The sequence below is a fragment of the Microbispora sp. NPDC046933 genome (assembly GCF_040644635.1).
In the GTDB taxonomy this organism is placed as follows: domain Bacteria; phylum Actinomycetota; class Actinomycetes; order Streptosporangiales; family Streptosporangiaceae; genus Microbispora.
Genome location: NZ_JBEYWW010000012.1, coordinates 24,673 through 47,002, shown reverse-complemented (window position 1 = coordinate 47,002; position 22,330 = coordinate 24,673). Strand labels below are relative to the sequence as shown.

General features: G+C 72.1%; 23 protein-coding genes. 16 read left to right on the top strand and 7 right to left on the bottom strand.

What is annotated here, in order from left to right; all coding sequences use genetic code 11:
- Positions 1–353: 353 nt before the first annotated feature.
- Positions 354–3,197, top strand: coding sequence for a discoidin domain-containing protein (locus ABZ857_RS17815; protein ID WP_357044144.1), 2,844 nt, complete (start codon positions 354–356; stop codon positions 3,195–3,197).
- Between the two features lie 90 nt (positions 3,198–3,287).
- Here ABZ857_RS17815 and ABZ857_RS17810 read toward each other — a convergent pair whose 3' ends face one another.
- Positions 3,288–4,280 carry a LacI family DNA-binding transcriptional regulator gene (locus tag ABZ857_RS17810; RefSeq protein WP_193207811.1) on the bottom strand — a complete coding sequence of 331 codons (993 nt, stop codon included), beginning with the start codon at positions 4,278–4,280 and terminating at the stop codon, positions 3,288–3,290.
- A gap of 130 nt (positions 4,281–4,410) precedes the next feature.
- Between ABZ857_RS17810 and ABZ857_RS17805 the strand changes: the two genes are divergently transcribed.
- Positions 4,411–4,782 carry a hypothetical protein gene (locus ABZ857_RS17805; protein ID WP_357044142.1) on the top strand — a complete coding sequence of 124 codons (372 nt, stop codon included), beginning with the start codon at positions 4,411–4,413 and terminating at the stop codon, positions 4,780–4,782.
- 577 nt (positions 4,783–5,359) lie between these two features.
- Here the strand turns inward: ABZ857_RS17805 and ABZ857_RS17800 are convergent.
- From ABZ857_RS17800 to ABZ857_RS17780, 5 genes are all read right to left on the bottom strand, one after another.
- Complete coding sequence (locus ABZ857_RS17800) at positions 5,360–5,605, bottom strand: hypothetical protein (RefSeq protein ID WP_357044140.1); 246 nt, start codon at positions 5,603–5,605, stop codon at positions 5,360–5,362.
- A complete protein-coding gene (locus ABZ857_RS17795; RefSeq protein ID WP_357044138.1) occupies positions 5,598–5,825 on the bottom strand; it encodes a DUF6158 family protein in 228 nt (75 codons plus the stop codon). The genes ABZ857_RS17800 and ABZ857_RS17795 overlap by 8 nt, the downstream gene beginning before the upstream one ends.
- A gap of 12 nt (positions 5,826–5,837) precedes the next feature.
- A complete protein-coding gene (locus ABZ857_RS17790; protein WP_357044136.1) occupies positions 5,838–5,984 on the bottom strand; it encodes a hypothetical protein in 147 nt (48 codons plus the stop codon).
- Between the two features lie 129 nt (positions 5,985–6,113).
- Complete coding sequence (locus ABZ857_RS17785; RefSeq protein WP_357044134.1) at positions 6,114–6,335, bottom strand: DUF397 domain-containing protein; 222 nt, start codon at positions 6,333–6,335, stop codon at positions 6,114–6,116.
- Positions 6,332–7,183, bottom strand: a complete 852-nt coding sequence (locus tag ABZ857_RS17780) for a helix-turn-helix transcriptional regulator (RefSeq protein WP_357044132.1) — start codon at positions 7,181–7,183, stop codon at positions 6,332–6,334. Before ABZ857_RS17780 ends, ABZ857_RS17785 begins: the two co-directional genes overlap by 4 nt.
- Before the next feature lie 151 nt (positions 7,184–7,334).
- On the opposite strand from ABZ857_RS17780, the gene ABZ857_RS17775 reads away from it, so the two are divergent.
- The 7 genes from ABZ857_RS17775 to speB all read left to right on the top strand — a co-directional run bounded on the left by ABZ857_RS17775 (position 7,335) and on the right by speB (position 13,958).
- The gene (locus ABZ857_RS17775) at positions 7,335–7,778 is read left to right on the top strand and encodes an ATP-binding protein (protein ID WP_357044130.1); all 444 of its coding nucleotides are present in this window, start codon (positions 7,335–7,337) and stop codon (positions 7,776–7,778) included.
- Positions 7,779–7,881: 103 nt separating this feature from the next.
- On the top strand, positions 7,882–9,321 hold the full coding sequence (locus ABZ857_RS17770) for an MFS transporter (protein WP_357044128.1): 1,440 nt from the start codon (positions 7,882–7,884) through the stop codon (positions 9,319–9,321).
- Between the two features lie 128 nt (positions 9,322–9,449).
- Positions 9,450–9,581 carry a hypothetical protein gene (locus tag ABZ857_RS17765; protein WP_256863183.1) on the top strand — a complete coding sequence of 44 codons (132 nt, stop codon included), beginning with the start codon at positions 9,450–9,452 and terminating at the stop codon, positions 9,579–9,581.
- Positions 9,582–9,817: 236 nt separating this feature from the next.
- The gene (locus tag ABZ857_RS17760; protein WP_357044126.1) at positions 9,818–10,657 is read left to right on the top strand and encodes an LLM class flavin-dependent oxidoreductase; all 840 of its coding nucleotides are present in this window, start codon (positions 9,818–9,820) and stop codon (positions 10,655–10,657) included.
- A gap of 96 nt (positions 10,658–10,753) precedes the next feature.
- Positions 10,754–11,257 (top strand): PH domain-containing protein, encoded by a 504-nt coding sequence (locus ABZ857_RS17755; protein WP_357044124.1) that lies wholly within the window; start codon positions 10,754–10,756, stop codon positions 11,255–11,257.
- Positions 11,254–12,909 (top strand): PH domain-containing protein, encoded by a 1,656-nt coding sequence (locus ABZ857_RS17750; RefSeq protein WP_357044123.1) that lies wholly within the window; start codon positions 11,254–11,256, stop codon positions 12,907–12,909. The genes ABZ857_RS17755 and ABZ857_RS17750 overlap by 4 nt, the downstream gene beginning before the upstream one ends.
- Before the next feature lie 35 nt (positions 12,910–12,944).
- A complete protein-coding gene (speB, locus tag ABZ857_RS17745) occupies positions 12,945–13,958 on the top strand; it encodes an agmatinase (RefSeq protein ID WP_357044121.1) in 1,014 nt (337 codons plus the stop codon).
- A gap of 47 nt (positions 13,959–14,005) precedes the next feature.
- Here the strand turns inward: speB and ABZ857_RS17740 are convergent, their stop codons facing one another.
- The gene (locus tag ABZ857_RS17740) at positions 14,006–14,653 is read right to left on the bottom strand and encodes a TetR/AcrR family transcriptional regulator (RefSeq protein ID WP_357044119.1); all 648 of its coding nucleotides are present in this window, start codon (positions 14,651–14,653) and stop codon (positions 14,006–14,008) included.
- Positions 14,654–14,675: 22 nt separating this feature from the next.
- Between ABZ857_RS17740 and ABZ857_RS17735 the strand changes: the two genes are divergently transcribed.
- The 7 genes from ABZ857_RS17735 to rodA all read left to right on the top strand — a co-directional run bounded on the left by ABZ857_RS17735 (position 14,676) and on the right by rodA (position 22,315).
- A complete protein-coding gene (locus ABZ857_RS17735; RefSeq protein WP_357044117.1) occupies positions 14,676–15,590 on the top strand; it encodes an NAD(P)-dependent oxidoreductase in 915 nt (304 codons plus the stop codon).
- 60 nt (positions 15,591–15,650) lie between these two features.
- Complete coding sequence (locus ABZ857_RS17730) at positions 15,651–16,667, top strand: hypothetical protein (RefSeq protein WP_357044115.1); 1,017 nt, start codon at positions 15,651–15,653, stop codon at positions 16,665–16,667.
- Positions 16,668–16,764: 97 nt separating this feature from the next.
- Positions 16,765–17,799 (top strand): rod shape-determining protein, encoded by a 1,035-nt coding sequence (locus tag ABZ857_RS17725; protein WP_357044113.1) that lies wholly within the window; start codon positions 16,765–16,767, stop codon positions 17,797–17,799.
- On the top strand, positions 17,796–18,638 hold the full coding sequence (mreC, locus tag ABZ857_RS17720; RefSeq protein WP_357044111.1) for a rod shape-determining protein MreC: 843 nt from the start codon (positions 17,796–17,798) through the stop codon (positions 18,636–18,638). The genes ABZ857_RS17725 and mreC overlap by 4 nt, the downstream gene beginning before the upstream one ends.
- Entirely contained in the window at positions 18,638–19,189 is a 552-nt protein-coding gene (gene mreD / locus ABZ857_RS17715; protein WP_357044109.1) for a rod shape-determining protein MreD, read from the top strand. The genes mreC and mreD overlap by 1 nt, the downstream gene beginning before the upstream one ends.
- On the top strand, positions 19,182–21,152 hold the full coding sequence (gene mrdA / locus ABZ857_RS17710; protein WP_357044107.1) for a penicillin-binding protein 2: 1,971 nt from the start codon (positions 19,182–19,184) through the stop codon (positions 21,150–21,152). The genes mreD and mrdA overlap by 8 nt, the downstream gene beginning before the upstream one ends.
- The gene (gene rodA / locus ABZ857_RS17705; RefSeq protein WP_357044105.1) at positions 21,149–22,315 is read left to right on the top strand and encodes a rod shape-determining protein RodA; all 1,167 of its coding nucleotides are present in this window, start codon (positions 21,149–21,151) and stop codon (positions 22,313–22,315) included. Before mrdA ends, rodA begins: the two co-directional genes overlap by 4 nt.
- The last annotated feature ends 15 nt before the right edge of the window (positions 22,316–22,330 follow it).

Sequence of the window (22,330 nt, the reverse complement as noted above, 5' to 3'; positions counted from 1 at the left end):
CGCAACTATACGACAGCGAGCGCAAACGCTTTCATTCGCTTGCGCATACGCTCACGAACAGCACGTCAGACCACCGTCGTGCTCCGCAGGCGTGGCCGAGGGGCTCCCCCGCGGATCGTGATCGGCGCGGCACGGCCCCCGCTCCTCCTCCCGGCCAATCTGCGGAGCGTTCCACAGGGCGCGGCGCTGGAGTGATGTGGTGTCGTAACGCGCATGTCATCTTGCGATTTCTCGTCGCAATATTGCAGATGGATGTTCGCCAACTTATCGTGTGGCCACTCACCTTCTTCGGAGGTGTGGCGGTCCAGCGTCCACGCCGCATCTCCCGGGTCTCGCATGCAGAAAGGAACCTCATGAGAAGATCCGGAGCCGCCCTCGCGGTGGCGGGGGCGCTGATCGCTGTGGGGAGCGTGGTGGCGTTCCCCGGCACGTCGTCGGCCGCGGCGTCGCCGTCGCCCTTCTCCGTCCCGGGAAGAGGCGCCACCGTGCCGTTCACGGAGATCGAGGCCGAGGACGCCGTGACCAACGGCGAGCGGATCGGCCCGGACCGCGTCTACACCCACCTGCCGTCCGAGGCGTCGGGCCGCCGGGCCGTACGGCTCGACGCGCCGGGAGAGTACGTCGAGTTCACCCTGCCCAAGCCGGCCAACGCCATGACCGTGCGCTACAGCGTGCCGGACAACGCGGCCGGAACGGGCATCACGGCACCGGTCGATCTGAGGGTCGACGGGACCAAGCTCAAGGACCTGCGGTTCACCTCGCGGTACGGCTGGTTCTACGGCGGCTACCCGTTCGGCAACACGCCGGGCGACAAGCCGCACCACTTCTACGACGAGACCCGCACGATGTTCGGCTCCACCCTGGCGGCGGGGACCAAGGTGCGGATCCAGGTGGCCTCCACCTCGGTCGCGCCCTGGTTCGTCGTGGATCTCGCCGACTTCGAACTCGTACCGGACGCGATCCCCCGGCCCGCCGGGTCGCTGTCGGTCGACGACTTCGGCGCCGACCGCGACGGCACGAGCGACTCGACCGCCGCCTTCCAGGCCGCCGTGGACGCCGGGAAGGCCCAGGGCAAGGAGGTCTACATCCCGGCGGGGACGTACACCCTGTGGGATCACGTGGTCGTGGACGGGGTCACGCTGCGCGGCGCCGGGCCCTGGTACAGCGTGCTCACCGGCCGCCATCCCACCCAGCGCAACCGGGCCGTCGGCGTCTACGGCAAGTACGTCAGCGGCGGCGGCTACACCGGCGGGATCCGGCCGCACGAGGCGGGCGGGCCGAGCCGCAACGTCACCCTGCGGGACTTCGCGATCACCGGCGAGATCACCGAACGGGTGGACGACGACCAGGTCAACGCCCTCGGGGGCGCGATGACCGATTCGGTGGTCGACAACGTGTGGCTCCAGCACACCAAGGTCGGGGCGTGGATGGACGGCCCGATGGACGACTTCACGCTGAAGAACAGCCGCATCCTCGACCAGACCGCCGACGGCGTGAACTTCCACACCGGTGTCACCAACTCCAGGGTGACCAACACCTTCGTCCGCAACACCGGCGACGACGGGCTGGCGATGTGGCCCGACCGGATGGCCAACGTGAACAACGCGTTCACGTACAACACCGTGGTCGCGCCGGTCCTGGCCAACAACATCGTGACGTACGGCGGCCGGGACATAAAGATCACCGACAACGTGGTCAGCGACACGCTCACCAACGGCGGCGGCATCCACGTCGCGAACCGCTATCCCGGCGTGAGCTCCGGCGAGGGCACGGCGGTCGCCGGCACGATCATCCTCGCCCGCAACACGCTCATCCGGGCCGGCAACAGCGACTACAACTGGAACTTCGGCGTCGGCGCGATCTGGTTCGACGGCCTCAAGGACCCGATCAACGCGACGATCAACGTGACCGACACCGACATCATCGACAGTTCGTACGAGGCCATCCAGTTCATCGAGGGTGCCACCCAGACCGTCAACTTCACGAACGTGAACATCGACGGCACCGGGACGTACATGATCCAGGCGCAGGCGGCGGCGAAGGCGAGCTTCACCAACGTCAGGGCGGCCCACATCGGCGCGGGCGTCGCGATCCACAACTGCGTCGGCACTGGATTCGCCCCCACGTACGGCACGGGCAACTCCGGCTGGAGCCCGAGCTCCACCGTCTGCATCGGCGAGTGGCCCGCGCCGAACTACATCTACGACGGCGGCGGCAACCCGAGCCCGTCACCGTCCGCCTCCCCCTCCCCCTCCCCCTCCCCCTCCGCTTCGCCCTCGCCCTCGCCCAGCCCGACGGCGTGCGCTCCCGGCAGCGGCGACCTCGCCCGCGGCAAGGCGGTCACCGCGACCAGCAGCACCCAGTCGTACGCGCCGGCCAACGCCGTGGACGGCGACGCGAACACCTACTGGGAGTCGGCCGGCAACGCCTTTCCCCAGTCGATCACGGTGGACCTGTGCGCGGTGACGCCGGTCCAGCGCGTGGTGCTCACGCTGCCGCCGAGCGCCGCCTGGGGCGCCCGCACCCAGACCCTTGCGGTCCTGGGCAGCACGGACGGCACGAACTACACCACGTTGTCCCCCTCGGCGGGCCGTACGTTCGACCCGGCCACGGGTAACACGGCGAGCATTCCGTTCACCACGGCGGATGTCCGCTATGTCCGGGTGACGGTCACCGGCAACACCGGCTGGCCTGCCGGGCAGCTGTCGGCCTTCGAGGTGTACGGCACCGGCGCCACCCCCAGCCCGTCCCCCAGCGCCTCACCCAGTCCCCTGCCCACGGGGAACCTCGCGCGGGGCAAGGCGGTCACCGCGACCAGCAGCACCCAGTCGTACGCGCCGGCCAACGCGGCCGACGGCGACGCGAACACCTACTGGGAGTCGGCCGGCAACGCCTTCCCGCAGACCCTGACCGTGGACCTCGGCGCGTCCGTCACGGTCGGCAGGGTCGTGCTCAAGCTGCCGCCGAGCGCCGCCTGGGGTGCCCGCACCCAGACGCTGACGGTCCTCGGCAGCACGGACGGGACGAACTACACCACGATCGCCGGACCCGCGGGCTACACGTTCGACCCGGCGACCGGCAACACCGTCACCGTCACCGTGCCCGCCGCCGCCCGGCGCCACCTGCGGCTGAACGTCACCGGTAACACCGGCTGGCCGGCCGCGCAGATCTCCGAGTTCGAGGCGTACGCCTCGTAACCCGGAACGGGACGCCCGGAGGAGGAGTGGACGCCTCCTCCTCCGGGCTCCCCCACACAGCATGACCCCCACCAGGTCGTACGGCACGGTTCAGGTGACGGGGACGCCCACGCGGCCGGTGGAGGAGCGGACGACCAGCTCCGGCTCGAACAACAGCTCGCCCGTCGCGACGGCGGCGCCCTCGATCTGGCTGACCAGCAGCTCCACCGCGGCCCGGCCCATCGCCTCGATCGGCTGACGCACCGTCGTCAGCGGCGGGTCCACGCAGGTCATGAGCGCGGAATCGTCGTAGCCGACGACGGACACGTCATGGGGCACGCGCCGGCCGGCCCGCCGCGCCGCGCGGATCGCCCCGAGGGCCAGCGGGTCGCTGCCGCAGATGATCCCGGTGACGTCCTGCCGCACGAGCTTCAGCGCCGCCGCGTGCCCGCCCTCAAGCGAGTGCATCGTGTGCTCGACCAGCTCGCCGCCCGCGGCCCGGAACGCCTCCAGCTTGCGTATGGACGGCATGTGGTCGGCGGGGCCGACGACGAGGCCGATCCGCTGGTGGCCGAGCGCGCGCAGGTGGCCCAGCGCCTGCTCCACCGCGATCGTGTCGTCGCAGGAGACGCGGGGGAAGTCCCAGTGGTCGGCCGCGGCGTTGACCAGCACGGTGGGCAGCCGCCGCTCGACCAGCCGCAGGTAGTGCTCGTGGACGACGCCGGTCTGCGTGTAGAGGCCCCCGGCGAAGACCACACCGGACACCTGCTGCTGCAACAGCAGGTCCACGTAGTCGGCCTCGGAGATCCCGCCGACCGTACGCGTGCACAGCACAGGGGTGAACCCCTGCTGGGCCAGCGCCCCGCCGACGACCTCGGCGAACGCCGGGAAGATGGGGTTCTGCAGCTCGGGCAGGACGAGCCCGACCAGGCGGGCGCGCTCGCCGCGCAGCTGTGTGGGCCGCTCGTACCCGAGCACGTCGAGAGCCGTCAGCACGGCCTCCCGGGTGGCCTCGGAGACCCCGGCCTTGCCGTTGAGGACGCGACTCACCGTGGCCTCGCTGACCCCGACCTTCTTCGCAACCTCCGCAAGCCGTCGCGTCATGGCGGCAAGCATACGACGCGGAGCGGCCGGGCCAAGGATCTTCGACGACACGGTTGCAAGCGGGCTGAAAGCACCGTGAAAGAGGAGATTCCTAGTGTCTGACGCGTTGCAGATCACTCAGGAAGGCACCATGAACATCCTCAGGAACAGCCTCGCCGTCGTCGCGGCGTCCGCCCTTCTCGGTCTGACCGCCGCCTGCAGCGGGAGCCAGACGGCCGTCTGCGAGGAGGCGACCAAGGCGTTCACCGACTACAGCAGCAAGGCCGCCGCCGCGGCCGGTGACATCAAGGGCATCAACGCCGCCACCAGCGACCTGGCCGCGCAGCTGAAGGACCTGTCCGGCAAGGCCGACGGCGACCTGAAGGCGACGCTCGCCGGCATGGCCGACTCGTGGGGATCCTTCAAGATCGACCTGTCGGACCCGGCCGCCGCGACCAAGCTCACCGAGTCCGGCCAGAAGGCCATCAAGGCGACACAGGAACTCGCCTCCGCCTGCTCCTGACCTCCGGCCCGCCGCGCGGCTGGGGTTCCCGTCGTCAGGCCCGCGGCGCGGCTTGACTCCCGGCCGGTCCGGCGATCCGGGCGACGCGGGCGGTGTGGCGCACCACCGCCCCCCGCCCGCACCGCCGTGGTCCGGCCGGGCCCGCGTACCCGGTATCTCGTCCGGGACCTTGCCAAAGCCCGCCGATCGGCGCGGAGCGCCGGGGGCGGGCGGGTGCGGAGGCCGGCGTAAGACCGTGCCATGTACCACCGCGCCCGCGATGGCCGCTCCCGCGGCTCACCGGACCGCGACTATCACGGCCGGCCGGAGCACCCGCCCGCTCGTGAGCGCGTCCCTCCTCACCACGCCAGAGCACCGCCCGTGAGCGCGCAACCCGCCAGAGCGCCACCGGCTCGTGAGCGCGTTCAGCCTCAACAAGCCAATGCCGGCCACTTAAGGGCGTAACCCGCCGGAGCGCCGGTTCTTGAAGCCTCACCACGCCAAGGCACCGCTCTGCGCTGTGGTGAGTCCCCGCCGTGCCAAGGCCGCCGCTCGTGAGCGCGTTCGCCCCCACCACGCCAAGGCACCGCTCGTGATGTCAGTATTCGACTTCCCAGTCGTGGGCGCCCAGTGCGTACGCGTCCCCCTTGGGCACCAGCCTCCCGCCGTGAGCCAGGCTGTCGAGGCACCGCCGTACGTCGTCCTCCGGAAGACCGGTCATTCCGGCGACCTCGGCGGCGGTCGCGGGCCGTTTCTTGACGCTCAGGGCGGCGACGGCCTCGTAGACCGTCATGTCCGCGGTCGTCATCTCCTGGACGTCTTCCAGGCTCTCTTCGTCAGGCACTGCGCTGTCTCGCTCCCTCACGCAGCCGCTCCGGATCGACCTGCCGGTCCGGGTAGCGTTCGAGGTACTCGCGTTCCAGCTCCTGCGTCCGCGAGGTGTGGCGCTCCAGCGCATCGTCCGACCCGTGGAAGAACGTATCCGACCGGGTCTCGTGCAGGTGGCGCAACTCGCGGATCAGGTCCTCGTCGCCCAGGTCCCGCGGGTCGACTCCCATGGTCATGACGGTCCTCCCTCACACCTCTGTCGGCTTGTCCCAGCGTTCGTCGGGGTTCTTGTCGTCGGGCTCCGCGTTCGGCGGATCCGTGGCGGACGGGGCCCACTCGCCGGCGATGTCCGGCTCATCCTCGGTATCGATGTATCGGTCGTCTTCTCTTCGCATGCCAGGTCTCCTGCCCGGTGGAGCGCACACCATTCAGGACCGGCCGCACCGCCCCCGGAATGCCGTACGGCCCGCCCCCACGCTCGGCGGAGAGCGTGACGGGGACGGGCCGTGCGGGGACGGGAGTTCTCAGGACAGGTCGAACTCCCCGCCCTTGACCCCTTCGATGAACGCCTCCCACTCTCCGGGGGTGAACATCAGCCGCGGCCCCTGGGGATCCTTCGAGTCCCGTACGGCGACGCCCTCATGCAGGCGCGCCACCTCCACACACTGGTTGCCGACAGTGTTCGAGCGCGCCGCCTTGCGCCAGACCGCGCAGGCCAGGTCGTCCGCCGGTACGAGTCCCCTCATCGTCCTGCCATCTCCTTCTCGACCGAAATGATTATTTCCATGGACTTCTCCGGGCCGAGCGCGGCGGCACGAAGATGATCGAAGACCTGGACGTATCCGCGGATCTCCGCCGGATCCTCCAGATAGAGCTCACCGCTCATGTTCTCCAGCAGCACCACATCGGCGTCGCCGGGATCGGGGAAGGCCAGGATCGCCATCGAGTTGCCCATGCCGAGGTAGGCGCCCGCGTCGAACGGCAGCACCTGCACGGTGACGTTCGGCTGGACGGCCGTCTCCCGCAGCCTGCGCAGTTGCTCGGCCATCACGGGCGGGCCGCCCACGGGCCTGCGGAGCGCCGCCTCGTCGAGGACGGCCCACAGCTCAAGAGGGGCGGGCCCGGTCAGACGTCGCTGGCGTTCCATCCGGGCCGCCGCCCGCCGCTCGATCTCCGCCGGGTCCTTCACCAGGGCGGCGCCGATGACCGCGCGGGCGTAGTCCTCGGTCTGCAGCAGCCCGGGCACCAGCAGCGGCTCGTAGTTGCGCACCGACGACGCCTCGGCCTCCAGCCCGACGTACGGCCCGGGCAGGACGTCGTCGTAGGCGCGCCACCATCCCCGCCGGGCGGCGTCCCTGGCCAGCGCGATCAGCGCCTCTCGTTCCGAACCCTCGACGCCGTAGAGGTCGAGCAGGTCGCGAATGGTCCGGGTCTGCGGGCGGGTGTGGCCGGCCTCGATCCGGTAAACGGTGGAGACCGCCACGCCGAGCCGCCGCGCGACCTCCTCGCGGACAAACCCTGATTCACGCCGCAGACGCACCAGCTCACCGGAAAGCCGACGGAGCCGGACCGTAGGGCCGCCTACTCCCCTCATGAGCCGAAGTCTCCCTTTCGCCGCAAAAGGAAACTATGCAATCGTGCATTCGCCATATTGCGTAGCCGTTTTGCAAAGTGCAGGATGAACGAAGTCTTGCACGGACCTCGCATCGCCATCCGCAGACGGGTGCACAGGGAGTTATCACGGGATGACAATTCTCAACCTCTCGGGGAGAATCGCGATCTCACGCCCCTTCTCGGGAGACCCGTCCCAGGTGCGGGCCGCCCGGCGGTTCGTGGCGAGGCGTCTCGGCGACGGCCACCCCTGCCGCGACGACGCCGTGCAACTGATCGGCGAGCTGGTCGCCGAGTCGCTGCGGCACTCTGTCTCCTGCGGGCGCCCGCCGGGGTACGGCGTGTCGGTCCTGGCCACACCCGCCGCGACCCGCGTCACGTTGTCGACCCAGGGCTGCGGGTGCTGGACGTCTCCCGAGCTGACGCCGGGCCGCGGCGTCCACCTCGTGGACCTGTTCACCCGGCGGTGGGGCGTGTCGGCCAGCCGCACCGGGGTCTGCGTGTGGTTCGAGCTCGGGCACGACGCCGCCGTACCGCCGCCCAGGGGCGTGGAGAGCGAGGGGACGAGGACGGCCTGAACACCGCTCAGCACCGCCGCGGCCGGGACCGTTGAGAAGCAGAACGAATTTCTGGCCGGATACGGGGTAGACGGGCGCCATATCTTGCGAAGAAGGGGACGATATGGCGCAAATAAGCACCGACATTCCCGCGCGACTGGATCGGCTCCCCTGGGCCCGCTGGCACTGGCTCGTGCTCATCGGACTCGGCACCGTCTGGATCCTCGACGGGCTCGAAGTGACCATCGTCGGGGTCATCGGCCCCCGGATCACCGACCCGAGCAGCGGGCTGGGACTCACCGACAGCGAGGTCGGGATCGCCGCCGGCGTGTACGTCGCGGGAGCCTGCCTCGGCGCTCTCTTCTTCGGCCACCTGACAGACCGGTTCGGGCGCAAGAAGCTCTTCCTGGTGACGCTCGCCGTCTACCTCGCCGCCACCGTGGCCACGGCCTTCTCGCACGACGCCTGGTACTTCTACCTGTGCCGGTTCTTCACCGGCGCCGGCATCGGAGGCGAGTACGCCGCGATCAACTCGGCGATCGACGAGCTCATCCCGGCCCGCGTGCGCGGCACGGTCGACCTGGTGGTGAACGGCTCCTTCTGGCTGGGCACCGCGCTCGGCGCGCTCATCGCGATCCCGGCGCTCGACACGAGCCTGCTGCCGGCCGGTCTCGGCTGGCGCCTGCTGTTCGGCCTGGGCGCCATCCTCGGCGTGGGGATCCTGCTGGTCCGCAGGACCGTGCCGGAGAGCCCGCGCTGGCTGTTCATCCACGGCCGCGAACGGGAGGCCGAGGAGATCGTGCGGGAGATCGAGACGAAGGTCCGCGAGGAGAGCGGCAGGACGCTCGAACCCGCCCACGGGGAGATGCGGATCAACCAGCGGACGCACACCCCGCTGACGGAGGTGGCGGCCACGCTGCTGCGCCGCTATCCCAAGCGCACGACCGTCGGCCTGTCGCTGTTCGTCGGTCAGGCGTTCCTCTACAACTCGATCTTCTTCACGTACGCGCTGGTGCTGTCGACGTTCTTCAAGGTGCCGGACGGCAGCACGCCGTGGTACCTCGTCCCGATCGCGATCGGGAACTTCCTCGGCCCGGTCCTGCTCGGCCGGTTCTTCGACACGGTCGGCCGCCGGACGATGATCGCCGGAACCTACGTGCTGTCCGGCCTGCTCCTGCTGGGCACGGCCGCGCTGTTCGACGCGCACGTGCTGACCCCGGTGACCCTCACGGCCTGCTGGATGGTGGTCTTCTTCTTCGCCTCGGCGGGGGCGAGCAGCGCCTACCTGACGGTCTCGGAGATCTTCCCGATGGAGACCAGGGCCCTGGCGATCGCGCTGTTCTACGCGGTCGGCACCGGGCTCGGCGGCATCATCGGCCCCGTGCTGTTCGGCCGCCTGGTGGAGAGCGGGGTGGTCGGCAACGTCGTCGCCGGCTACGTCATCGGCGCCGTCCTGATGATGGCGGCCGGGCTGGTCCAGTGGTTCATGGGCGTGGAGGCGGCCCGGCGCTCGCTGGAGGACATCGCCGCCCCGCTCAGCGCCGAGCAGCGCCAGATGGTCTGACCGCGCGTACCGGTACGGCTCGCGCCTTCGCACGCGAGACGTACCGCGCCGGGTGTCTCGCCGCTCTCTTGGGTATCAACCCCCTCAGATGCGCACATAAGGCGCATCCTCGTACATTCGGGGGAATCATGGCTGACGACGCTCAGAAGAAGAAGCCCGCGAAGTCCACCGGCAAGGCGAAGAGGACGGCCATCAAGGAAGCCCGCTCGGCGAAGCAGGCGAAGAAGGCCAACCGCCCCGCCGAGGGCGCGAGCGAGTGACGGCCGCACGACCGGTGCCACCATGATCCGGGCCGGGCCCACCGTGGCCCGGCCCTCCTCCCGCACCGGCCCTCCTCCTGCACCGGCCGCCCCCTCACCACCCGCTTCCTCACGCTCGCGCCGGCCCGCCTCACCGTCCGCTGATCATGCGGCGAGGGGCCCGTGTGCGGCGCCTCCCTCCGTCCTGGATACTCGGAAGGCCATAGAGCCGATCTCTTTGTTCTGGAGGGCCGCCCGTGAGGCTTGGAGTCGTCTTCGACCGCGATCTCCCGCCGGAGTCGCTTCCGTCGTTCGCCGGGGAACTCGACGGCACGGCGGTCTCCGACCTGTGGGTGGTGGAGGACCTCGGCTGGACGGGCGCGATCTCCTCGGCCGCCACGGCGCTGGCCGCGACCTCGCGCCTGCGCGTGGGCATCGGCATCACCCCGGCGCCTCTGCGCAATCCGATGCTGCTGGCGATGGAACTGGCCAACCTGGCCCGCCTCCACCCCGGGCGGCTCGCCGCGGGGATCGGGCACGGCGTGCAGGCGTGGATGCGTCAGGTGGGCGCGGCCGCCGCGTCGCCGCTGTCACTGCTGGAGGAGACGATCACCTCCGTACGGGCGCTGCTGCGCGGCGAGACCGTCACCCTGCAGGGACGCGAGGTGCGCCTGGACGGCGTCCGCCTCGTCCACCCGCCGGCCGAGCCGCCGCCCGTCCTCGCCGGAGTGGTGAGCCCGCGCTCGCTGGCCCTGTCGGGACGGGTCGCCCAGGGCACCATCCTTCCCGAGGGCCTCCCCCCGGAGCGGTTGCGGTCGATGATCGAGCGGATCGGCGCGACCGGCGATCACGAAGTGGTGGCGTTCATCCACCTCTACGTCGGCGACAACGCGCGCGAGGCCATGCGGCCGGCGGCGGAGGAACAGGCGGGGTTCCTGCAGGTGGCGCCGGAGGAGGTCGTCATGGCGGCGGGTTCGCCCGAGGAGGCGTCCGCGCAGGTCAGGGCGTTGTGGGAGGCGGGCGTGTCCACGGTCGCCGTCCGCCCTGTGGGCGCCGACCCGCTCTCCCACGTCCACGCGCTGCTGTCCGCCCTCTGACCCGTCGTACGGCGCCGGGGCCGTGACATTTGTCCTGGGAAGAACCAGGATCGGCACCACTACGCCGGGACGCGCGCGATCGGGCAGAGTTGGGGCGTGGACACCCTGACCCTCCGACCCCCACAGCACCGCGTGAGCCGTACCGCCGTCTGGTACTGGGCCGCGCGGGCCGCCCTCGGCTGGCTCGTCATCCTCGCGGCCCAGGTGGTCTGGCTCGTGGCCGACCGCGACGGGAGCGCCCTGCCCGTCACCGCGCACGTGGCCGGTCTCGTCGTCACCGCCGTCGTCGCCGTGGCGCACGTCACGGTCATGCCGCAGTGGCGTTACCGGGTGCATCGCTGGGAGGCCACGTCCGCGGCCGTCTTCACCCAGTCGGGCTGGTTCAAGCAGGAGTGGCGCATCGCGCCCGTCTCCCGCATCCAGACCGTGGACAGCGAGCGCGGCCCGCTGGAGCAGATCTTCCGCCTGGCCAACGTCACGGTCACCACCGCCTCCGCCGCCGGCCCGATCAAGATCAGCGGCCTCGACCGGGACACGGCCCAGCGCCTGGTCGCCGAGCTCACCGCGACCGCGCAGGCGACGGCGGGTGACGCGACGTGATCGACGCCGTCGAGACCACCTGGCGGCGGCTGAGCCCGCGCATGCTGGTGATCCACCCGTTCCAGGAGGTCGTACGGGCCGCGCCGGCGCTGCTCGGCCTGCTGGTCGCGGGGTCGGGCAGCGGCGGGCAGGGCCACCTGTGGAGCCTCGCGGGCGTCGGCCTCATGGTCGTGCTCGGCATGCTCCGCTGGTTCACCACGACCTACCGCATCACCCCCGAGCACGTGCAGGTCCGCCGCGGCCTGCTGACCCGCAAGGTGCTGACCGTGCCCCGCGACCGGGTTCGCACGGTGGACGTCACCTCCCACGTCCTGCACCGCGTGCTCGGCCTGGCCCGGGTGGAGGTGGGGACGGGCACCTCGGAGCGCAGGCACGAGGGCCGGCTCAAGCTGGACGCGCTGTCCGCCGCCGAGGCCGCCCGCCTGCGCGTGGAACTGCTGCACCGCTCTCCCGCCGCCCCTGCCGCGGCCTCCCCCACCGCGTCCACCACTATGTCCCCCACTGCGTCTCCCGCAGGGCCCCCCACGGGGAGCACCCCGGCCGCGGAGACCGAACTCGCGCGGATGCGTCCCGAGTGGGTGAGGTACGGGCCGTTCACGATGTCCGGGCTCGTCACCGTGGGCGTCGTCGCCGGCTTCGTGTCCCGCCTGGTCTCGGAGGGCAACGTCGACATCGGCAGCGTCGGGCCCGTCCAGGAGACCTGGCGGTGGTTCAGCGGGATGTCGCTCCCGCTGGAGATCGCGACGGTGGTGCTCGTGCTGGTGGTGTTCGTGAGCGTCGCCTCCACGCTCGGCTACGTCCTGGCCTTCGGCAACTTCCGGCTGACCCGGCACGCCGAGGGCACCCTCCACGTGACCCGGGGGCTGCTGACCACGCGGGCCACCACCATCGACGAACGGCGGCTGCGCGGGATCGAGGTCAGCGAGCCGCTGCTGCTGCGCGCCGTACGCGGGGCCCGGCTGTCCGCGGTGACGACCGGGCTGCGGGCGGCTCAGGGCGCCCAGCGCGGCGGATCATTGCTGCTGCCGCCCGCGCCGCGCGGGGACGCCGTGTCGGTGGCCCGGCTCGTGCTCCCCCGTGTTCCCGGTGCCCCCTCCGCGCCCTCTGCCTCCTCCGCCTCCTCCGCCTCCTCGGCCTCCTCCGTCTCGGAAGCCTCGCCGGTCACCGCGGACCTGACCGCGCACGGCCCTGCCGCGCTGCGCCGCAGGTTCACCCGGGCGTACGGCGTGCACGCGCTGGTGCTGGCCGTGCTGCTCGCGCTGTGGTGGTGGGCCGGGCTGCCCTCGTGGACGTGGCTCACCGCCGCCGCCCTGCTGCCGCTGACCGCCCTGCTCGCCGCCGACCGCTACCGCTCCCTCGGCCACGCTCTGACGTCCGGCTATCTGGTCACCCGGTGGGGCTCGCTCGCACGCCGCCGGGTGGCGCTGGAGTGCGACGGCGTCATCGGCTGGAACGTCGAGCGGTCGTTCTTCCAGCGCCGGGCCCGCCTGGCGACGCTGACGGCGACCACTGCCGCGGGCAAGCAGGGCTACCAGGTCCGCGACGTGGACCTCGGCGAGGCACTGCGCCTCGCCACCGCGTGCACACCAGGCCTGCTCGACCCGTTCCTCGTCGAGGCAGAGGTGCCGGCCCTGTCGGCTAATAGCATGTGATGCCCGATAAGACCGGTTTTATCTCAGGAGTTGGATTGTCCCGCTACGGCCAGATGTTCGGCCCCGACATCACGTTCCTCGGCGTCGAGCGGTGCGACCTCGACGACCCGGCCGGCTACGCGGACGCCGACGTCGTCATCCTGGGCGCGCCGTTCGACGGCGGCACCTCCCACCGCCCGGGTGCGCGCTTCGGCCCGAACGCCATCCGCCAGACCTGCTACCTCCCCCACGACGGCTCCCGCCCGAGCCTGGCGCTGCGCGTGGACGCCCTCAAGGACCTGCGGGTGCTGGACGCCGGAGACGTGGAGACCTACGCCGGGGACATCGAGGGCAGCCTGCGCGCGATCGAGGACGCGGTCGCCAGGATCGCGGCCTCCGGGGCGATCCCCGTCGTCCTCGGAGGCGACCACACGATCGCCCTGCCCGACGCGACCGGCGTGGCCCGCCACCACGGCTTCGGCCGCGTCTCGATGATCCACTTCGACGCGCACGCCGACACCGGCGACATCGAGTTCGGCCACCTGCACGGCCACGGGCAGCCGATGCGGCGGCTCATCGAGTCGGGCGCCATCCGGGGCGACCGCTTCCTGCAGGTCGGCCTGCGCGGCTACTGGCCCGGGCCGGAGATCCTCGACTGGATGGCCGGGCAGCGCATGCGGTCGTACGAGATGACCGAGATCGTCGCCAGGGGCCTCGACGAGTGCCTCACCGAGGCGTACGCGATCGCGCTCGACGACTGCGACGGGGTCTACCTGTCGGTGGACGTGGACGTCTGCGACCCGGGCCACGCGCCGGGCACCGGCACGCCCGAGCCGGGCGGCCTGTCGGCCCGCCAGCTCCTCGACGCCGTACGCAGGACCTGTTACGAGCTGCCCGTCGTCGGCCTGGAGATCGTCGAGGTGGCCCCGCCGTACGACCACGCGGACATCACGGCGTACCTCGGCAACCGGGTCGTCCTGGAGGCGCTGTCGGCGATCGCCCGCCGCCGCAGGGACGCCGCAGAGGGCAGCCGCTGGGACCCGAAGCAGCCCCTCCTCGACGGCCGCTGACGGTCCTCGTTCCACGTTCCGACCCGGCCGCCCGGCCGGAGACTCGCCTACGCGGAGCCCGCCCCGGCCACCCTGTCGCCGTGACGGCCGAGCCGGAGCGTCGCGGCGGCGTGCTCGACCCATGCGGCGAGGAACGGTTCGGGGTCGAGGTCGCCGGGCGTGTGCCCGATCATGATGCGCAGCAGGGGATAGTAGGTCAGCGACGACAGGAGCACGGCCGCCGTCGCCTCGGGGTCGCCGGTCTCGATGTTGCCGAGCTCCCGCTGCGCGGCGATCCAGGCGGCCCCCTGGCGGTACAGGCCTGCCAGAACCCCCTGCCACATGCGTTCGAACAGGTCCGGGAACCCGTCGAACTCCCGCAGCATGATGCGGATCAGGTCGCGGTCGCCCTCCAGCACTTCCCACACGACGCGCGCCATGCGTTCCAGCGCCGCGCGCGGATCCTCGCCGCCCGGCCGCTCGGCGGTGGCGGCGGCCGCCCGTTCCGAGACCGTCTCCAGGTTGCGCCGCACCGCCTCCTCAAGCAGCGCCCGCTTGGAGGGGAAGTGCTTGTACAACGCGCCCGATCCCGTGGTCAGGCCGCACGCCGCCTGGATGTCCGCCACGGAGGTCGCGGCGTAGCCGCGGGTGGAGAACAGGCGCATGGCCTCGTCGATGAGCCGCTGGCGGGTGACGCCCGGTGTGGTTCTCGCCATAGTGAGAGAGTACTCTCTCACTATGAGGATCTTCGTCACGGGAGCCACGGGCGCGATCGGCCGTCACGCCGTTCCGGCGCTGCTCGACGCCGGGCACGCGGTGACCGCGCTCGCCCGCACGCCCGGCAAAGCGGCCGCGCTCCAGCGCCGGGGCGCTACTCCCGTAACGGTGTCGTTGTTCGATCGTCAGGCGCTGGCCTCGGCCTTCGCCGGGCACGAGGCGGTGGTCAACCTGGCGACCGCCATCCCGCCGATGAGCAGGTTCATGAGCACACGGGCGATGCGGGAGAACCACCGGGTGCGCGCCCTCGGCTCGGCCGCCGTCGTGGACGCCGCCCTCGACGCCGGCGTCGTCCGCGTGTTGCAGGAGTCGGTGTGCATGGTCTATCGCGACCAGGCCGACCGGTGGATCGACGAGGAGAGTCCGGTGGACCGGTATCCGCTCACCCGTGGAAACTTCGCCGCCGAGTCGAACGCCCACCGCTTCACCAAGGAGGGCGGCGCGGCCGTCGTGCTGCGGTTCGGGTGGTTCTACGGCCCCGGAGCAGCGCACAGCGAGCAGATGTACGGCCTGGCCCGCCGCCACGTGGGCCTCGTCCTCGGACGACCCGACGGCTACGTCTCCTCCATCCATATGACCGACGCCGCCACGGCCGTCGTCGCCGCCCTTGAGGCGCCGCCGGGCACCTACAACGTCGTGGACGACGAGCCGCTGACCAAGAGGGAGTTCGCCGACGCCGTCGCCCGCGCCGCCGGGGCACGCCCGTGGGTGTGCGTGCCCGGCCGCGCCGCGAACCTCTTCGGAGACCGTCTCACCTCGCTCACCCGCTCTCTCCGAGTCGCCAACGTCCGCCTGCGCGCGGCCACCGGCTGGGCCCCGCGCCACCCGAGCGCCCGCGAGGGCTGGCTCGCCACCGCCGCCGCGCTCACGCCGTGACCGCCTCCGCCTGTCATGGTCCTGCCGCGCATGATCGGGTGATCTGGTAGGCATGGTCGGGTGACGCGATCGAGAACCGGCGCACTCCTGGTCGTGGCCTCGGTGCTCCCGGCGCTGCTGACCGGCTGCTCCACGGATGGCGCGGCAAGGGACGGTGGCGCGGCAAGGGACGGTGCGGCAGGCGCCCACGGGACCGCCCCGGCGGCGGCGAGGACGGGATCCGGCACGACGGCATCGGGAGCCGCGACGCCTGAATCGCCCGGGGAGACGGCGGGTGAGGCCGCCCGTCCGGTCCGGTCACCCGCGAAGCCCGTGCGGGTGCCCGCCGGGGTGACGGCGGGGTACGCTGTGGTCGACGTGACCACCGGCAAGACGGTCGCCCAGCACCTGGCACACCACCGGTTCCGGTCGGCGTCGGTGGTGAAGATCCTCATCGCCGCCGACTACCTGGAGCGGCACAAGGGGACGATCCCGGCCGGGGACCTGGCGCTCCTGACGCCCATGCTCCGCGGCAGCGACGACGACGCGGCGACGGCCCTGTGGCGGCGCGGCGGCCAGGGCGAGATCGTGCGACGGATGGCGCGCAGGATCGGCCTGACCGAAACCTCCCCGCCGCCCGCCGCCAAACCCGGCTTCTGGGGCTACACCGCCATCAGCGCGGCCGACATCGCGCTCGTCTACCGGTATCTGCTGCGGCGGGCCGAGCCCCGCGTCCGCGACTTCGTCCTCGGCAACCTGCGCAAGGCGTCCCAGTGTGCCCGCGACGGCTTCGACCAGTTCTTCGGCATCCCCCGGGCCGTTCCCCGCCCCTGGGCGATCAAGCAGGGCTGGTCCGGGTATGGCGCGGTTCCTCCCGTCAGGTGCACCCGCGCGAGCGCGACGTCGTACCGTATCGGGGCGGTCACAATGGGCGGCAACCCGGTTGATTTCGGCCGTCCGGTGCTCCACACTACTGGCGTGATCGGCGACCGGCTGATCATGGTGGTGCTCACCCTGCAGCCCTCGGGGGCGTCCTTCACGCAGTCGGCCGAGCGGGTGACGAAGCTGGCGAGAGACCTCTATCTCAGCGTCGCCTAGCGGTCCGGTTCGTACGGGAGGGACCGTTCTGTTTAGAGGCGGGGCCGCCGGGCAGCGATCACGCGTGCTCTCCCTCCTCTCTGAAAGCTGGTCGGCGATGGGTTTCCCGTGGGGATTGCTCGGCCGGGACATGGCGGTCGATCTCGGTACGGCCAACACGCTCGTGTACGTGCGGAAGAAGGGCGTCGTCCTGGACGAGCCCTCGGTGGTGGCGATCAACCTGCACACGGACAGGATCGTGGCGGTCGGGACCGCGGCGAAGGAGATGATCGGGCGGACCCCGCCCCACATCGCCACGCTGCGCCCGCTCAAGGACGGCGTGATCGCCGACCTCGACGCGGCCGAGCGCATGCTGCGGCACTTCATCCAGGTGGCGCACAAGAACCGCTACCTGGCCAAGCCCCGGGTCGTCGTCGCCGTGCCGAGCGGCACCACGAGCGTCGAGCAGCGCGCGGTCAGGGAGGCGGCGTACGAGGCGGGCGCCCGCCGCGTCCACATCATCGAGGAGCCGATGGCCGCGGCGATCGGCGCGGGGCTCAACGTGGGCGACACGACCGGCAACATGGTCGTGGACATCGGCGGCGGCACCACGGAGGTCGCGATCGTCTCGCTCGGCGGGGTGGTCGTGTCGAAGTCCGTTCGGGTCGGCGGCGACGAGCTCGACGAGGCGATCGTCAACTACGTCAAGAAGGAACACTCCCTGATGCTCGGCGAGCGCACGGCCGAGCACATCAAGATCAAGCTGGGCAGCGCGCGGCCGGGCGGCGACGACACCACACCGCTGCCCATCCGGGGCCGCGACCTGGTGACCGGTCTGCCCAAGACCGCGACGATCAACCGGGCGCAGGTCAGGGAGGCGATCGAGGACCAGGTGCAGACGATCGTCGACGCCGTGCAGAGCACGCTGGACCAGTGCCCGGCCGAGCTGGCGGGCGACCTGATAGACAACGGCATCGTGCTGACCGGCGGCGGCGCGCTGCTCGACGGGCTGGCCGAACGGCTGGAGAAGGCCGTCGGCATGCCGATCAACCTCGTCGACCAGCCGCTGCAGTCGGTGGTGCTGGGCGCGGGCCGGTGCGTCGAGCGCTTCGACGAGATGCAGGACGTGTTCCTCCCCGAAACGCGCAGATGAGGGCCGCCGGTCGCCGGGCGCCCGCGCTGCTGGTGCTCGTCTCCGCCGCCCTGATCGCAGCCGACACCGTCACCCCGCTCGAACCGCTGCGGGCGTTCGGGTCGGCGGTGTACGGCGGGCTGGAGGACGCGGCGTCCGCCGGTGTCCGCTGGGTGTCGGGCGAGCGCCGCCTGGAGGAGCTCGAACGCGAGAACGCCCGGCTGCGGGCCGACCTGCTGGCCGCCCGCGGACCGACGCCGTCTCCCGCGCGGGCGGACGGCTACCGCGTCGTGCCGGCCCATGTCGTCGGCTTCGGCCGGGACGGCACGGTGACCGTCGACACCGGCTCCGACGGCGGCGTGGACCGCGACATGACGGTGTTCGACGGCAACGGGCTGGTCGGCCGGATCCTGCGGTCCGGGCCCGGCACGGCGACGGTCCAGCTCGCCACGGCCTCCGGCGCCTCGATCGGCGCACGCCTGGAAGGCTCGAGGGAGGTCGGCCTGGTGACCGGCGTCCCCGAGCGCGGGCTGATGCGGCTGAGCCTGCTCGACCCCGCCGCCGAGGTGAAGCCCGGCGACCGGGTGGTGACGCTGGGCTCGCGCAACATGCGGCCGTACGTGCCGGACGTGCCGATCGGCACGGTGGTCGCGCTCGAGCCCGCGCCGGACGCGCTGACCAGGACGGCGCTCGTGCGTCCCTTCGCCCGGTTCACCGCGCTCGACCTCGTCACCGTGGTGCTGGGGCCGCTGCCGGACGGGGCGGCGGTGGACGCGTCCGCCGGCGAAGGCGCGGCCGGGGCCGGAGACGAGGACGAGGACGCCGGGAAGAGCGGCTCGAAGAAGGCGAAGGGGGCGTGATGAAGGCTGTCGTCCTGTCCGTACTTGTCGTCCTCGTCGCACCGGTGCTCCAGGTCGCCGTGGTCAACGGCCTGTCCCTGCCCGGCGGCGGGCCCGACGTCGTGCTGGTCGCCGTCATCGCGCTCGCGCCGCATCTGCGACCCAGGGCCGCGGGGGGAGGGGCGGGGGCGTTCCTGGGGTTCGCCGCGGGCCTGGCCGCCGACATCGCGCCGCCCGCCGACCACACGATCGGGCGGCTCGCCCTGGTCCTGTGCCTGGCCGGGTGGGTGTGCGCCCGGATCACCGCGGACGGCACGGCCGGGCGGCGGGCCGCCGTCGCCGCCGCCGTGGCCCTGGGCGCGACGCTCGCCGCAGGTGCGCTCGCGGCCCTGCTCGACGGCACGCCGTGGGGCACGGCCCTCGCGCCCGGCGCCGTCGCCTGGACCGCCGGCCTGGCCGCGCTCGTGGCGGCGGCGCTCGCCCTGCTGCCCCGCCGCCGGTCGTTCGGGCGGGTGCCGAGATCACGGAACAGTTCACGTGATCCGTACGCGCGGGGGAGGCGGCTTGCGTAGGACCACCGCCCACCGCGGCCGTCTCACGCTCGTGTTCGTCGTGGTGACCGCGCTCATGCTGACCCTGCTCGGCCGCCTGTGGTATCTGCAGATCGTCACCGGCCCGTCGTACGTCAGGGCGGCCACGGAGTCGCGGGTGCGCTCGGTCGTCCTGCCACCGGTCCGGGGGCAGATCCTCGACGTGCGCGGCCGGCCGCTGGTGGCCAACGAGACCAGGCCGCAGGTGTCGGTGGACTACATGGCCCTCATCCACCAGCCCGACGGCGGGAAGGACGTGCTGACCCGGCTCGCCCGGGCCCTGGGCCGGCCCTACCAGGAGATCGCCGACCGGGCGCGGCTGTGCGCCGGGGACATGCCCCGGCCGTGCTGGCCCGGCTCGCCGTACCAGCCGATCACGGTGGCCGACGACGTGAGCGTGCGCACGGCGCTGTGGATCGCGGAGCGGCAGGACGAGTTCCCCGGCGTCAGCACCGCGTTGCGGCCGGTCAGGACCTACCCGCTCGGCTCGGCCGCGGCGCACGTGCTCGGCTATCTGCAGCCGCCCTCCCCCGACGACGGCCCCGAGGGAGGCCCGGAGCTGGTCGGCCGCGACGGCCTCGAAGCGCAGTACGACCGCGAGCTGGCCGGGCGGACCGGGATCAGGCAGGTGGCGGTGGACAGCACGGGCAAGGTCACCGGCCTGATCCGCGAGGAGGCCGCCGTCGCCGGGGACACGCTGGTGACCAGCATCGACGCGCGCATCCAGGAGGTGGCCGAGCGGGCGCTGGCCCGGGCCGTGACCGCCGCGCGCAAGCGGGGCGAGCCCGCCGACAGCGGCGCGGCGGTGGTGCTGGAGGCGAAGACCGGGCGGGTGACGGCGATCGCCGACTATCCCACCTACGACCCGAGCGTGTGGACCGGGGGCATCTCCCAGCGCGACTACGAGGAGCTGCCGCTGGTCAGCGCCGCCGTGCAGGGGCAGTGGCCGCCGGGCTCGACGTGGAAGGTGACCTCGACGGCCGCGGCGGCGAAGGCGGGCTACTCGCTGCGGGCCTCCTACGACTGCCCCGGGGGCTACACGATCGGCGGCCGGGTGTTCCATAACTTCGAGAGCGCCGAACTGGGCCGGATGGACATGCGCCGGGCCCTGGTGGTGTCCTGCGACACGATCTTCTACCGGTTCGCGGAGAAGATGTGGCAGCGCGACGGCGGGCTCAAGCCGGTCAAGCGGCCCAAGGACCCGATGCAGGCGATGGCCAGGGAGTTCGGGTTCGGCAGTGCCACCGGCGTCGACCTGCCGCACGAGGCTCCGGGAAGGGTGCCCGACCGCGCCTGGAAGAAGGCCAACTGGGAGCGGACCAGGGCCGACTCCTGCCGCCGCGCCAAGACCGGCTATCCGGAGACGTCCGATCGCAGGCGGGCGGCGTACCTCAAGGCTCTCGCCTCCGACAACTGCCGCTCCGGCGGGATCTGGTGGGCCGGCGACGCGGCCAACTTCTCCATCGGCCAGGGCGACGTCCTGGTGACGCCGCTCCAGCTCGCCCGCGGGTACGCCGCGCTCGCCAACGGCGGCACGGTCTTCAGCCCCAGGATCGGCAAGCAGGTCGTGCGCCAGGACGGCACCGTGGTCCGCACGATCACCCCGCCCGTCGTGGGAAAGATCGACGCCTCGCGCAAGACGCTGCGCTTCATCCGCGACTCGCTGGCCGGCGTGCCGCGCGCGGGCACGGCCGCCGGCGCGTTCGAGGGCTACCGGTTCAAGCGCCTGCCGGTCGCCGGGAAGACCGGCACCGCCGAGGCGTACGGCAGGCAGGACACCTCGTGGTTCGCCTCCTTCGGCCCGGTGAAGAAGCCGAAGTATGTCGTGGTGGTCGTCGTCTCGCAGGGCGGCACGGGCGGGACCACGGCGGCCCCCGCCGCCCGGGAGATCTGGGAGGGCATCGCCGCCCTCACCCACGACAAGAAGGACAAGAGGAAGCGATGACGGCGCTCGGTCCCCTGTCCGTACGGCTGCCGGGAAGCCGGGCGACCAGGCGCAGGGCGTGGGCGCGCCTGGCCGTCTTCCCCGCCTGGGGGCTGGTGCTGCCCGCGGCCGCGCTGTCGGCGATCGGGCTGCTGCTCGTGTGGTCGGCCACCCGCAACGAGCCGGGCTCGACGCTGCCGCAGCGGCAGGCGCTCAGCGTGGGCATCGGCTTCGCGCTCATGTGGGCCGTCTCCCGGATCGACCTGCGGGTGCTGCGGGCCTACGTCCCGGTGCTGTACCTGCTCGGGCTGGCCGGGCTGGTCGCCGTGCTGACCCCGCTGGGCCGTACGATCAACGGCTCGCACGCGTGGATCGTGCTCGGCGACGGGCTGCAGTTCCAGCCGTCCGAGTTCGCCAAGGCGGCCACGGTGCTCGCGCTCGCGACGGCGCTCGGCGAGCCGCGCGACGGCGAGCGCAGGCCGGGCGCCGTGGCCGTGCTGCTCGCCCTGGGCCTCGCCGCGCTGCCGGTCGGGCTGATCGCGCTGCAGCCCGACTACGGCACCGCGCTCGTCTTCCTGGTGCTGACCACCGGGATGATCGCGGTGTCCGGCGCGCCCAAGAGGTGGTTCGCGGCGTTCGCCGCCGCCGGGGCCGCCGGGCTGCTCCTGGTGTGGCGGCTCGACCTCATCCGGCCCTACCAGCTCCAGCGTCTGATGGTGCTGGCCGACCCGGACGCCGACCCGATGGGCGTGGGCTACAACGCCACCCAGGCGAGAATCGCGATCGGCTCCGGGGGCCTGCTGGGCAAGGGCCTGTTCCACGGCGAGCAGACGGCGGGCCATTTCGTGCCCGAGCAGCACACCGACTTCATCTTCACGGTCGCGGGCGAGGAGCTCGGCTTCCTCGGCGCCGCCTGCGTGATCCTGCTGATGCTCGCCCTGCTGTGGCGCGGCCTGTGGATCGCGGCCAGGAGCCCCTCGCCGTTCGGCACGGCCGTGGCCGGCGGGGTGGTGTGCTGGCTGGCGTTCCAGACGTTCGTGAACGTGGGGATGACCATGGGCCTGCTGCCGGTCGCCGGGCTGCCGCTGCCGTTCGTGTCGTACGGCGGGTCGGCCACGATCTCCAGCCTGGCGGCCGTGGGGCTGCTGGCCGCCGTGAACCGGCGTACGCGCACCCAGGCATAGGGCAGTCTTGGAGGA

Excerpts from the sequence above, each read along its gene's own strand:
- ABZ857_RS17775 (WP_357044130.1), top strand. The coding sequence starts at position 7,335 with ATGACAATTCTCAACCTCTCGGGGAGAATCGCGATCTCACGCCCCTTC.
- ABZ857_RS17810 (WP_193207811.1), bottom strand. The coding sequence starts at position 4,280 with ATGACGCGACGGCTTGCGGAGGTTGCGAAGAAGGTCGGGGTCAGCGAG.
- ABZ857_RS17805 (WP_357044142.1), top strand. The coding sequence starts at position 4,411 with ATGAACATCCTCAGGAACAGCCTCGCCGTCGTCGCGGCGTCCGCCCTT.
- ABZ857_RS17790 (WP_357044136.1), bottom strand. The coding sequence starts at position 5,984 with ATGCGAAGAGAAGACGACCGATACATCGATACCGAGGATGAGCCGGAC.
- ABZ857_RS17795 (WP_357044138.1), bottom strand. The coding sequence starts at position 5,825 with ATGACCATGGGAGTCGACCCGCGGGACCTGGGCGACGAGGACCTGATC.
- mreD (WP_357044109.1), top strand. The coding sequence starts at position 18,638 with ATGAAGGCTGTCGTCCTGTCCGTACTTGTCGTCCTCGTCGCACCGGTG.
- ABZ857_RS17765 (WP_256863183.1), top strand. The coding sequence starts at position 9,450 with ATGGCTGACGACGCTCAGAAGAAGAAGCCCGCGAAGTCCACCGGCAAG.
- ABZ857_RS17785 (WP_357044134.1), bottom strand. The coding sequence starts at position 6,335 with ATGAGGGGACTCGTACCGGCGGACGACCTGGCCTGCGCGGTCTGGCGC.
- mreC (WP_357044111.1), top strand. The coding sequence starts at position 17,796 with ATGAGGGCCGCCGGTCGCCGGGCGCCCGCGCTGCTGGTGCTCGTCTCC.
- ABZ857_RS17780 (WP_357044132.1), bottom strand. The coding sequence starts at position 7,183 with ATGAGGGGAGTAGGCGGCCCTACGGTCCGGCTCCGTCGGCTTTCCGGT.
- ABZ857_RS17815 (WP_357044144.1), top strand. The coding sequence starts at position 354 with ATGAGAAGATCCGGAGCCGCCCTCGCGGTGGCGGGGGCGCTGATCGCT.
- rodA (WP_357044105.1), top strand. The coding sequence starts at position 21,149 with ATGACGGCGCTCGGTCCCCTGTCCGTACGGCTGCCGGGAAGCCGGGCG.
- ABZ857_RS17725 (WP_357044113.1), top strand. The coding sequence starts at position 16,765 with ATGGGTTTCCCGTGGGGATTGCTCGGCCGGGACATGGCGGTCGATCTC.
- ABZ857_RS17770 (WP_357044128.1), top strand. The coding sequence starts at position 7,882 with ATGGCGCAAATAAGCACCGACATTCCCGCGCGACTGGATCGGCTCCCC.
- ABZ857_RS17735 (WP_357044117.1), top strand. The coding sequence starts at position 14,676 with ATGAGGATCTTCGTCACGGGAGCCACGGGCGCGATCGGCCGTCACGCC.
- ABZ857_RS17740 (WP_357044119.1), bottom strand. The coding sequence starts at position 14,653 with ATGGCGAGAACCACACCGGGCGTCACCCGCCAGCGGCTCATCGACGAG.